The 12,088-nt window shown below is 69.1% G+C and carries 6 protein-coding genes; all 6 read right to left on the bottom strand.

Annotation, left to right across the window (positions count from 1 at the left end; genetic code table 11):
- Positions 1–38: 38 nt before the first annotated feature.
- Complete coding sequence (locus ACWGE0_RS10790) at positions 39–2,219, bottom strand: terpene synthase family protein (protein WP_452260677.1); 2,181 nt, start codon at positions 2,217–2,219, stop codon at positions 39–41.
- A gap of 144 nt (positions 2,220–2,363) precedes the next feature.
- Positions 2,364–2,912 (bottom strand): Uma2 family endonuclease, encoded by a 549-nt coding sequence (locus tag ACWGE0_RS10785; protein ID WP_452260841.1) that lies wholly within the window; start codon positions 2,910–2,912, stop codon positions 2,364–2,366.
- Positions 2,913–3,272: 360 nt separating this feature from the next.
- Entirely contained in the window at positions 3,273–5,303 is a 2,031-nt protein-coding gene (locus ACWGE0_RS10780) for a tetratricopeptide repeat protein (protein ID WP_452260676.1), read from the bottom strand.
- Between the two features lie 24 nt (positions 5,304–5,327).
- Complete coding sequence (locus ACWGE0_RS10775) at positions 5,328–8,228, bottom strand: BTAD domain-containing putative transcriptional regulator (RefSeq protein ID WP_452260675.1); 2,901 nt, start codon at positions 8,226–8,228, stop codon at positions 5,328–5,330.
- Between the two features lie 346 nt (positions 8,229–8,574).
- Complete coding sequence (locus ACWGE0_RS10770) at positions 8,575–11,502, bottom strand: BTAD domain-containing putative transcriptional regulator (RefSeq protein WP_452260674.1); 2,928 nt, start codon at positions 11,500–11,502, stop codon at positions 8,575–8,577.
- Positions 11,499–12,086, bottom strand: a complete 588-nt coding sequence (locus ACWGE0_RS10765) for a nitroreductase family protein (protein ID WP_452260673.1) — start codon at positions 12,084–12,086, stop codon at positions 11,499–11,501. Before ACWGE0_RS10765 ends, ACWGE0_RS10770 begins: the two co-directional genes overlap by 4 nt.
- Positions 12,087–12,088: the final 2 nt, after the last annotated feature.

Below are 12,088 nucleotides of genomic sequence, written 5' to 3'. Positions count from 1 at the left end.
ACCAAACGTGGCCGGCGACGGTCAGCCGCGGTCAGGGGTCAGGTCCGGGCGGTGATCCTGGCCGCCGAGGTGCCGAGTCCCGACGGGCCCTGGTGGAACGCTCCGGCCAGCAGGTGGGCGTTCACCGGCGTCTTCAGCTCCTCCTCGCCGTAGCGCGAGGTTTCCTTGTGCCAGTTGACGATCCCGACGATCCAGTCCTTCAGCTCGTCCGCGTACCGGGCCAGCGACGCACGCGTGGCGTCGTCGAGCGACAGGTCGTCGCAGAGCTTCGGCAGGTCGGTGTCGGCGGACCTGACGAACTGCGCGAGCCGGGCGTCCATGAGCTTGTAGGTGATCTCGAACGCCCGGGACTGGGACACCCCGAGGAAGCTCTCGATCACCCGCACCATGTTGTGCACCTCGCCCTCGTACTGGATTTCCTTCAGGTACGAGGTGACGTCGTTGAGCATGCAGCAGTAATCCATGGCCGACCGTTCCATGGTCTGCACGACCCGCGTTCCCCAGATCTCCTGCGGCACCGTCGTCGAATGCGAAAAGCGGCTCAGCGAGGTCGTCAGCTCGGAACCGAACGTGGATCGGCGCATTTCCAGGTAGTCAACGGGGTCGGGAACGCGGTTCTGCTGGATGTTCACGACTTCCCACACCCACGCGTCGAGCATCGCGTCGAGGGTCTCCCGGAACGTCTTCCGGAAATGTGCCGGCATCGGTGTCGCGGTCTTGAGCCACAGGTCCGCGAGCGCGCGCTCGGTGGCGTTCGCCGGGACGAGCTGCGGGACGAGGTCGAGCGGCAGGCACTGCTTGAGCCGGATGGTCTGCGCCTTCAGCCCCACGAGGTCCCTCAGGCGTCCGAACACCCACGGGTAGACGTCGTCGGCGTAGGTGCCCCAGGTCAGCCAGGCCCCCGACAGGAACAGCTCGGACGGCGTCGCGTCCGGGTCCAGTCCGGCCGAGCACAGCGGCAGGTCGAAGCCGCGGTGCTTGGCCTCGTCCCAGATGCCCTCGCTGTGCAGGCCCATCTCCCGGCCCCAGCTGATGACCTCCTCGCGCGCCTGGTCGAGGTGCGGGGAGAGGGTCAGCGGGAACGGGAAGTGGAACGGCACCTCGTACGGTTCGACGACCTTGGGCGTGTTGGAGAACTGCTTCAGCCGTTGCGGCATGGTCTTGACGTACGAACCGAGGATGTTCGCCGCGGACATGCCGAGCGGGGTGTCCGCCTGAACGAGGCCCTTGTTCATGTACCGCGACGACCGCAGGTGCCACTCGTGGCCGCCCGCCTGCCAGTCCTGCAGGCCCTTCGCGTAGCCCAGGACGGCCGCGCGGCCGATGGGGTCGATGGCGTGTTCGTCGAGCAGGATCGGGACCTCGGTGACGGCCGTGTGCTCGAACTGGTGCAGCCGGGACGTCAGCAGGTCGTTGACGGCCTCGGCGGCGTCCTGGGTGGGGAGGTCGAGGAACTTCTCGAACACCAGCACGCTGTTCGACAGCTCGCCCTCGTCGAGCACCTCGCGCTCGTAGGAGAACAGGTCGTTGCGCAGGTGCACGGCGTCGCTGAACGTGTCCCTGAGGACTCCGATGGGCCGGGACAGGGCGATCTGCGCGGGCACCTCGAGGCCGACCGCGTGCTCGACCAGGTTCGCGCTCCACGGCGCGCCACCGACCTTGCGGCGCATCTCGATGTACTCGATGGGGTTGGAGAGCCGCTTCGCACTGATGTTGTGCAGCTCCCACATCGACTCGTCGAGCAGGTGCTTGGTGTTGTAGGCGAACCGCTCGCGCCAGTCGGCCGAGTGAGACGGGACCGTGCGGCGCCAGAGGTCCGCGAGGCCCTTCTCGACCGGGTTCGTGGGCTCCTCGGTGATGACACCGCTGACCGGCATGAACAGCGGCAGCCGGTCCAGGTACGCCTGGGCGCCCTTGATGTCCGGGTTGCGCTTGTAGAGCTCGACGAAGTGGTCGTCGAAGTAGAAGACCCACACGTACCAGTCGGTGATGAGGTCGAGCGTCTCACCGTCGCAGTCGGGGTGGGTGTACGCGCAGAGCAGCGCGTAGTCGTGCGACTCGAGATCGTCGTCGGTCCAGATCACCGTGCCGTGCTGCGGTACGTCGATCATGTCCATCTCGTGCGCCCAGGCGCGCGTGTGGACGCGGGCGCGTTCGAGGTTCGGGTTCAGCCGGGCCGGGTAGGGCGTGTAGAACTCCGGCAGCTGGAACGGCTGCATGTGCGTTGGACCTCCGCGCGTTGGACGTATCGCGATGCACGCAACCAGCCCAACGCACGGGCACGCCAGATGGTGAAACCTTGATCTACACGTTCGTAGGGCGGCATCGCCCGTTCAGCCCAGCCGATCTCAATCGGCAGGCACTCAGCGCACCAGTGACTGCGCGCTGAGTTTCACCGCGAACGGGAATTGCAGCTCGACGATCTCCTCGCCGTCGGAACGGGCCTGTTCGACGTAGACGCCGTTCTCGAGGTGCAGGCACCGCATCCACGGACTGTCGTAGTCGATCATCCAGTAGTTCTCGCAGCCGACTTCCTCGAACTTCGCCCGCTTGAGCTCCAGGTCCACGTGCCGCGTCCGGGGCGACAGGACCTCGACCGCCAGCACGGGCGGTCCCATCAGCGCCTGCCTCGTGAACTGCTCACGCCGGCCCACCACCAGGTCGGGGATGAAGACCGTGTCGTCCGCGAGCACCACGTCGACCGGAGCGGGAAGGACCTCCAGCTCCGGCGGGCAGACAGCCGTCAGCGCCACCAGCAGCCGGGCGACGACCCGCTGGTGCATGGGACGGGGTGAGGGGCTCATCACCAACACCCCGTCGACGAGTTCGAAACGGTGCCCGTCATCAGGCATCGCCTCCAAGTCCGCCCACGTCAATGGCCTGCCGTGGGGAAATGTCGGGACACCACCCATGGTGCGTTCCACCCCCGCGTCGAGGCCACTGTCCGCCGGACGGATCCCGGCGATGCCATTAGACAAGACTGGTCCGATTCTCACGACTCACAAGCCCCTTTTGGCCGACCTCGCACAACTGCACGCACACGTCTCCGTCACGCCCGTCCCGCTGGGTGAGCGTCCAGTGGTCCTGCCGTGGAAGGCGCCACCCGGACGGAGCAGCGGTTTGGTTGCAATCGAACAAGTGGCTAATTTTTGATCAATTTTCGGGCGATTTTCGGTAACGCCGTCGCCTCCGCCAATTGCTCGCGAATGCGACCCTAACGGAATCTTACGGGCCAGCCAAGCACTCGGTTGGAGCAATACTTCACAGGTACCCTACATCTGGAAGATCAAATCTCCCCGTACCGGTTTCAGTCCGAATTCCGAGTAAACCGCACGGGCCTCCGCTTCCATCTCGGAAGCGAGTTGGGTTTCGCCACCCGCGAGATGCACGCGGGACAGTTCCAGCCGGGCCCTGGCCGCGCCCACGACGTCGAAGTTGGTGTCGCAGATAGCCGCCGCCTCGTGCAGCAACGTCAGTGCGGCGCTGAGCCGATCGCGCGCGAACTCGTTGCGCCCCAACGCGTACAGCACAAAGCTCTCGCCACGACGGTCCCGTGCGGTGCGTGCCAGGTCCAGGGCGGCTGTCAGCACGTCGAAAGCCTGGTCGTGCCGTCCTTCTGCCGCCAAGAGCTTGCCCAGCCGGTAATTGATCTGCGCCAGCACGCGGGGCGGCCCGACCCCGCCGCACACGTCCACAGCGGCGTTGAGCCTGGACAGAGCACCGGCGGGGTCGCCGTCGTGCAGGTCGATCTGGGCGAGGTGCTGCAACACGGACGCGTGGCCGATCGGGTCCGTCAGCCCTTCGTGGACCGCCAGCGCCCGCTGGTACCACCGCCGGGCCTGCGCCAGCTCACCCGACGACCGCGCCACGATGCCGAGGTTGCGGTAGACCAGCCCGAGCCCGGCGAGATCACCGAGGTCCTCGAAGACGTCCTTGGCCAGCACGGTCATCTCGTGCGCGATGTCGTAGCGACTCTGGCTGATGTGCAACGACGCGAGCGAGCACCGCAGCACCGCCGAACCGCGCAGGTTGTCTGCCTCTTCGCACGCGGCCAGCGCGATGTCGTGCGTGCGCTGCCAACCGTCGTAGTCGGTACGGGTCTCGAACAACGTCACGAGCCGGTGCGCGAGCTCCCAGGACAGCTCGTCCAGGCCGGCCTCGGCCGCCAGCAACACCGCCTCGCACAGGTTCGCGTGCGAGGACTCCAGCCACGCCAACGGGTCGGACCGCAGCAACGGGTCGAGCCGCACCACCTGACGCACAGATGAGCCTCGCACGACCGAGAACTCGCCGCCGTACACCGCCGCCCGCGCGTGATCCACCAGGTACAGCCAGCCGCCGAGCACGCGCCGCAGGGCGTCGGCGGCGGATGCCTGCCCCTCCGCGAACTCCCGCACCAGCGCGGGCACGACATAACCAGAGCCGTCAGCCTCGACGAGATGCGCGGACACGAGTTCGTCCACAGCGGACTGTCCGCGCACGTCACCGAAAGCCGCGACGGGCGCCCACGACGGCAACCGCCGCTCTCCGAGTGCGGCCAGCAGGCCCAGCAGCCGGCGTGCGTGCAGGCTCAGGTCGCCGGACGTTTCCTCCAACCGTTCCCGGATGGACAAACCGCCGTGTGCCAACACGTCCAGCCGCGAGCCGCGGAGCTGGTCGACCAGCAGCGAGATCGGCCAGTGCGGACGGGCCGCGAGCCGGGCACCGGCGATCCGCAACGCCAGTGGCAGCCGGTCCGTGGCCGCCACCAGGGCTTCCGCGTGTTTCCCCGACCAGCGCGCGGGGTCGATCTGGTTGCCCAGCAACGTCATCGCCTGCGCGGGTTCCAGCGCGCCGACCTCGACGACGTGCGGCAACCGCAACCGGTGCCGGGACGTCACGAGCACCGCGCAGCCAGGACTGTGCGGCAGCAACGGAGTCACCTGCCCCACGCTCGTCGCGTCGTCCAGAACGAACAGAAGTGACTGGCGCGCAACAGCGTCTCGATAGGCGCTCAGGCGTGCGGCGAAATCCGCCGGAACGGACATCCCGAACGAGGCGAGGAACCGGCCCAGCACTTCGTAAGGGGTCGTACCACGCAGCCGGACGAACAGCTGACCGTCGGGGAAACAGCCGTTCGCCACCCGATGCGCGGCGTGCACGGCGACCGTCGTCTTGCCGGTGCCCACCGGTCCCGTCAGCAGCACCACCTGCGGAAACAGGGTAATCAGGTCCACTACGGACTGGACGAGCTCCTCCCGTCCCACGAAGTCGGAGATCGCGGCGGGCAACTGGCGGGGGCGTGGGAAGAGGCCGGTCTGCACAACCGCTCCCTCCGCCGGAGACCGTCAGTCGAAATCAGTCTCACACAGAACTCCCGCGAGATCACCGCTGTGGATTCCGGCTGCCCGTGCGACGATCGCTCGCATTTCCCGCAGGTGTGCGGCGGAGTCCGGGTCGTCCGCGCGGCTCAGTGCGAGCAACGACTCCGCCTGCCCCAGCACGAATCCGGTCTCCCGTTGCACCGCCAGTGCTTCCACAGCGAGCTCGTGCGCCCGTTCGACCTCGCCCGCCTTGAGCCTCAACAACGAGATCGTCGCCAACGCCCTGCCGCGCTGCCTCAGGAACCCGGACGACGTGGCCTGCGCGAGCGCACGTTCCGCCAGTCCGAGGGCGGACTCGTCGCCGGACGCGTGCAGGACGCGCGCCAGGTCGACCAGGCACTCGGTCTCCTTCTCCTCCCGCCCCAGCGATTCGGCGAGCTTCAGCCCGCGCCGCAGCGCCTCGGCCGACTCGTCCAGCTGCCCCAGCCGATGCCGGGTGGTTCCCACGATCACGAGGCCCGGCAACACGTGCGTCTCGCCCAACGCGAAGTCCACTCGCTCGCAGTGCTCCAACGCCTCTCGGAGCCGGCCGGATCGCGCCGCGGCCAGGCCGAGGGTGAGGTGCACGGCGGCGGCAAGCCTCGGGTCGTCCGTCAACTGCAGAGCCTGGTGCAGCAGGCCGATCGCGTCCTGGGTGCGGCCGAGCGCGAGGTGCAGGACGGCGAGGTCGTTGAGGCAGTGGAACTTCCCCGTCTGGTCGCCGACCTCCTCGTACAGCCCCAGCGCGGCTTCCAGGTGCCCGACGCCCTGCCGCCCGTCGAGCTCGCAGTGCAGCGTGCCGAGCGAGAGGTGCATCGCCGCCCGGCCGCGCAGGTCGTTCTCCTCCTCGGCGGCGGCGAGTCCGGCCGACGACGTCTCGTGCCACCTGCCGAACTGCCGACGCAGATACCACCTGCGGCGCAAGGCGTCCGCCAGCTCCCAGCGGTAGTGCGGCGGCTCGGCCCACAACGCGCAGGCCGCCACCGACTCACCTTCACCGTCCAACCAGGACAGTGCCGCCTCCCGGCTGCCGAACGTGAGCCCCGGGGTGCCGTCCCGGTCGAGCCGGTACATCTCCGGTGCCAGCACGTCCAGTGCCGCGTCGGTGGTGTGCAGGTAGTGATCGAGCAGCCGCAGCTGGGCCTTCTCGGCGTCCTCCTCGGTGCTGACGAGGTCCCGCGCGTAGAGGTGCAGCAGTTCGTGCACCCGGAACCGGCCACGGGTGTGCGGCTCGATCAGGCTCGCGCTCTCCAACGACGAGATGAGCACTCGGACGTCGTCCACGCCCATCAGCACGGACGCGGTGTGCGCGGTGAAGTCCGGGCGGGGCAACAACCCCAGCAGCCGGAACAGCCGCGCGGCCTCGTCCGGCAACGACTTCAGCGAGAGCTCGAACGCCGCTGTCACCGCCGCCCGCCGGTCACCGCTGATCGCGAGCTGCGCGAGCCGGTCGCCCCGTGCGAGATCCGCGACGGCGTCCGCGATCCGGTCGTGCGGCCGGCACGCGAGGTTCGCGGCGGCGATCCTGATCGCGAGCGGCAGGTAGCCGCACAGCGCGGCGAGGTCTGCGACCGCGTCCGGTTCGGCGTCGGCGCGCGCGGAACCCAGCACGCGGTTGATCAACGTGTGCGCCTCGGCCGGTGCCAGCAGGTCCAGCTCGACCCGGCGGGCGTCGTCCAGCGCGGTCAGCCCGCGCAGGTCGTTGCGGCTGGTGACGATCACCGCGCACCCCGGCGTACCGGGCAGCAGCGGCCGGACCTGGTCCTCGTTCGCGGCGTTGTCCAGCAGGATCAGCACCCGCCGGTTCGCGAGGACCGAGCGGAACGTGCTCGCCTGCTCGTCCACCTCGCCGGGGATCTGGTCCTGCTCGACGCCGAGACCGCGCAGGAGCTGGGTCAGCGCCTCGGCCGGGGTCGCGGCGGGCGCGTCGTCGTAGCCGCGCAGGTTCAGGTAGAGCTGGCCGTCCGGGAACCTGTCCCGCACGCGGTGCGCCCAGTGCACGGCCAGCGCGGTCTTGCCCACACCCGCGGTGCCGGCGATGGACGTGATCGCGACGGTGGACGCCGCCAGGCTCGCGTCCAGTTCGTCCAAAGAGGACTGACGGCCGGTGAACCGCGCCAGGTCGGCCGGCAGCTGCGCGGGAGCCTTCCTGGGGACGGGCACGGACTCGGTGTCCTGGTTGAGGATCGCCTGGTGTGCACTGCGAAGGCTGCGTCCAGGGTCGACGCCCAGCTCGTCGGCGAGCAGCCGGCGGGTGCGGTCGTAGAGCTCGAGCGCGTCCGCCTGCCGGTTCGACCGGTACAGCGCGAGCATCAGCTGCTCGACCAGCTGCTCGCGGAACGGGTTCGCGGCCACCAGCGCGGACAACTCGGTGATCACCTGCTCGTGCTGCCCGAGTTCCAGCTGCAGCGCGAAGCACTGCTGGGCGACGGCGATCCGGCGTTCGTCGAGCCGCTCCGCCTCGACCCGCAACACCTGGCTGTTCAGGCCCGCCAGCGCAGGGCCGCGCCACAACGACAACGCCGTGCGCAACAACCGCACGGCGTCAGCGGGTTCAGCGGTCTGCGCGGTCGCCACATGCCGTTCGAACGTGACGACGTCGAGCGCCGCCGCACCGAGGACGAACCGGTAACCGGGCCCGTCGGTGACGATCATGCCGGGCTTGCCGAGCGCCGCTCTGAGGTCTCCCACCGACTTCTGGATCTGGTGCTTGCCGGTCGACGGCGGTTCCCCGTCCCACACCACGTCCACCAGGTGCGTCAACGGCACGACCCGGTTCGGCACGAGCAGCAGCGCGGCGAGCACCTTGTGCCCGCGCGCGCCGCAGAGCTCCAGCCGCACGCCCCCGTCGCGTGCCTGGACAGGCCCCAGAATCCCGAATTCCACCGCGCCACCGTAGGGCCATTTCCGCTGGTTGCGGCAGCGGTAGCGAGACGGTGACGAGACGGGACCTGCGGCCGCCCTCAGGGCTTGTGACGTGCAGTGACCTGCCGTTCAGAGCAGTCTTGATCGATGCTCGCCGAGTGCCGCGCGAGTCCGATTTCCGAGCAATTCATCGCATCTCCGGAATTTCGCCGTTCACCGCATCTCAAGACGGTGTGATCGCGGTGGGGACGATGTGTGGACGCACTCCCACACCCTCGGTGGCACCACCACCGAGGGGAGCCGGGGATGCGCAGGACCCAGGACAAGTTCGCCCAGTACACCGCGTTCGCGCTGGTCGCAGCGGCCGTTACGGCGTTGGCTCTGCTGGCGTTGTGGCTGTAGCGAGGATCCGCTTCGCCACGGCCACCGCGCGCGGCTGACGCAGGCGCTCGGCGGCCTCGACCGCCCGCTCGCCGTAGCGGACGGCCGTCTGGCGGTCGCCGAGCGCCACGTGCAGCCGGCACAGCTGGCCGAGCACGCGATCCCCCATCCACAGGCGCCTGGCTCGCTGGATCGCCCGCAGGGTCCACTCGCAGTACCTCACGGCGTCGGTCAGCCGTCCCTCCAACTCGGCGCGGATGGCCATCACGAACGCCAGCTCCAGCTCACCGGCGTGGTCCTCGAGCTCTTCCATGGCTCTGAGCGCGTCCTCGTCGCCGGCCACTCCCAGGCCGTCGCGACACAGGTCCACCGCCGCGCGCGCCATCTCCAGTGACTTGCCGGGCATGCCGAACTCCAGCGCCGCGTAGGCGAAGTCGGTCCGGGCGAGCAGCTCGTTGCGCCAGTCCCCGTACTCCTGGAACGCCAGCAGGGACCGTTCCAGGTACGCGACGCACTCGTCGTCGTTGTACAGGTAGAAGTGCGTGTAGCCCACGTCCTGCAACGCCATCGCGGTCCGCGAGATGTCGTTGTGCTCTTCGAGCAACGAGAGCGCTGACTCGACGTGTGCCAGTGCGTCGTCGTTCTGTCCACGGAGCACGTACACGAGGCTGAGGTTGTGCAGCGCGCTCGCCTCACCTGTCGGCGCTCCTGTCGCCCGCATCAGCGCGACCGCGCGTTCGAGGTACTTCTCCGCCTTGGCGAGCTGGTTGGTCTCCCGCGCGATGATGCCGAGCAACGCCAGAACGGACGCTTCCCCGTGCAGATCACCGATCTGACGCATCAGTTCCAGTGACTCGTACAGGTGCTCGAGCGGCTTCGAGTCCTGGCGCGCGATATAGGCCGATCCGAGGCCCCTCAACGCCTCCGCGCGGGCTTTCAGGTCGCCGAGCTGGCGTGCCGCGGCGAGCGCGACGTTCTGCAGCTCGATCCGTTCGCGGCCGTGGCCCCGCAACGCCAGGAAGTTCGCCATGTGGTGCGGCACCTGCCAAGCGTGCGCGTAGTGGCCGCGGTAGGCCGCCAGGTACACGGACGCTCTGAGGTTCAGCCGCTCGGCGTTCAGCCATCGCGCCGCCTCGCGGACGGTCGTGAGCGGCGGCGGGTCGAACGGGAGGTACCGCACGACGGAGCGGATCCGTGACCGGCCTGGCGACATGCGGTACTCCGCGAGCACCACCGTGTGCAGGTAGAAGTCGAGGATGCGCAGCACCGCCTCCTCTGCCTCCTCCGGCTCGGCGCTGGCCTTCGCGTGCTCGGCCAGGAGGTCGTGGAACCGATAGCGGCCGTTCTCCCGCTGCTGCACCAGGTGCACGTCGAGCAGTTCGTCCAGCAGGCGTTCGGCTTCCGCGCGCGTCGAACCGATCAGCGCGGCCGCGAGGTAGGCGTCCCAGTCCTCGCCGGTGTGCAAGCCGAGCCGCCGGAACAAGCGCTGCTGCTCGGGCGTGAGTTGCTGGTACGACAACGTGAACGCCCCCGCGACGCTGCGTTCGCCCGCGGTCAGCTCGGTCAGCCGGTGTTCGGTGAGCCGCAGGGTGACGTCCTGCGCCGTCCACGCGGGTCTGGTGCGCCAGCGGGCACCGACGATCCGCACGGCCAGAGGCAGGTAACCGCAGAGCCGGACGATCTCCCGGCAGCTTTCGAGATCGGCTCTCTTCCCCACGATGCCGGTGAGCAGGTTCAGCGAGTCCTTTTCGGACAGAACGTCGAGCGAGACGGTGTGCGCGGCGTCCAGGTCCACGAGCCGGCGCCTGCTGGTGACCAGCACCATGCCGGTGCCGGGCAGCAAAGGGCGGACCTGGGCGGCGCTGCCCGCGTTGTCCAGCACGACGAGTGCCTTGCGGTGGGCCATTTCCGCTCGCCACCGCGCGGCGCGGGCGTCCAGGCCGTCCGGGATGTCGTGGGCCGGCACGCCGAGCGCGGTGAGCAACGCCAGCAGGGCGTCCGACGGGGTGCGCGGTTCGACGCCCTCGGTGTAGGAGTGCAGGTCGACGAACAGCTGCGCGTCGGGGAACTTCTGCGCGAGCCGGTGGGCGGCGCGGACCGCGAGCGTGGTCTTGCCGATGCCCGCCATGCCGTCGATGGCGGTGATCGCGACGCAGCCGGACGGCACCGCGGCGAGGATCTCGTCGAGGTCCTCCGCGCGGCCGGCGAAGTCGGGGATGTCGCCGGGCAGGTCGTTGCGGGACGTCGGCCGGTTGTCGGCCGTGAGCACCTGCTGGTGGGCTTTCTGCAGGTCCTTGCCGGGGTCGAGGCCGAGCTCCTCGGCGAGCCTGGCGCGGATGTCGTCGTAGGCCTGCAGTGCCTCGGTCTGCCGGTCGCAGCGGTGCAGCGCCACGATCAGCTGCGCCCACATCCGTTCCCTGGTCGGGTTCTGACCGGTGAGCGTGCGCAGTTCGGGGACGAGCTGCTCGTGCTTGCCGTTGCGCAGGTCGGTCTCGATGCGCGCTTCCAGCGTCGCGAGGTACTTCTCCGTCAACGCGGGCAGGTGGTCGCGTTCGAGCGCGTCGCTGCCGATGTCGGCGAACGGGCGGCCGCGCCACAGAGCCAACGCCTGCACTGGTTCCAGCTGGTCGAACCGGTGGACGTCGACCTCGTCCGGCCGCACGTCCAGCAGGTATCCGCCGGGCTTCGTCCGCACGAGTTCTGGCCGGCCGAGGTCCTCGCGCAGCCGGCCCACCGTCGTCTGCAGGGCGTTGCGAGAACCACCGACCAGCTCGACCAGTTCGTCGATCCCGACCACCTGGCCGGGACGCAGCAACAGCGCGGCGAGCACCACCCGCCGTTTGCCGGGCGGGACGTGGACGCGGTGCCCGTCGAGCACCACGTCCAACGGCCCGAGCAGGCCGAACGATCTCACTTCCACTGACCCCAGTGGACCTGCTCGTCGAACCGCCGGCGCTTGCGCGTCAGCGGCGAAGCACCCTCGGAGATGGTCTCCTCGGCGGGGTGCCCGATCGCGATCATGCCGATCGGCACGTAGATGTCCGGCACGCCGAACTCCGCCCTCAGCGCCGGCCACTCCTCCTTGTTCGTCCCGAAGAAGACCGCGCCGAGGCCCTCGTCCACGGCGGTCTGCAGGATCAGCAACGACGCCATGCCGGTGTCGATGTCCCAGTACGGCACCGGCCAGTGGTCCTCGGAGCGGTCCGTCCAGCCCTTGTCGGCCTGCGCGTACCGGTCGAGGTAGATGTCCTTGGCCGAGAACGGGATGACGACGACCGGCGCCGCCTTGACCTCGTCCGCGGCCCACCACTCGAACTTCTCGGCGAGCCTCTTGAGCGGTTCGCCCTGCAGCACCAGGAACCCCTGGCCCTGCGAGAACCCGGCGGACGGGCCGCGCACGGCGTTGCGCATGATCCGCTGGATGCTCTCGTCGCTGACCGGTTCGCTGGTGAACTTGCGCACCATCCGCCGGCGCCGGACGACATCTTGGAACTCCACGT

The sequence above is a fragment of the Lentzea sp. NPDC054927 genome, assembly GCF_053610285.1.
The sequence above is the reverse complement of the archived record's forward strand: the minus strand, read 5'-3'. Positions and strand labels throughout refer to the sequence as shown.

Coding starts and splice junctions, on each gene's coding strand:
- ACWGE0_RS10790 (WP_452260677.1), bottom strand. CDS start 2,219: ATGCAGCCGTTCCAGCTGCCGGAGTTCTACACGCCCTACCCGGCCCGG.
- ACWGE0_RS10785 (WP_452260841.1), bottom strand. CDS start 2,912: ATGGGTGGTGTCCCGACATTTCCCCACGGCAGGCCATTGACGTGGGCG.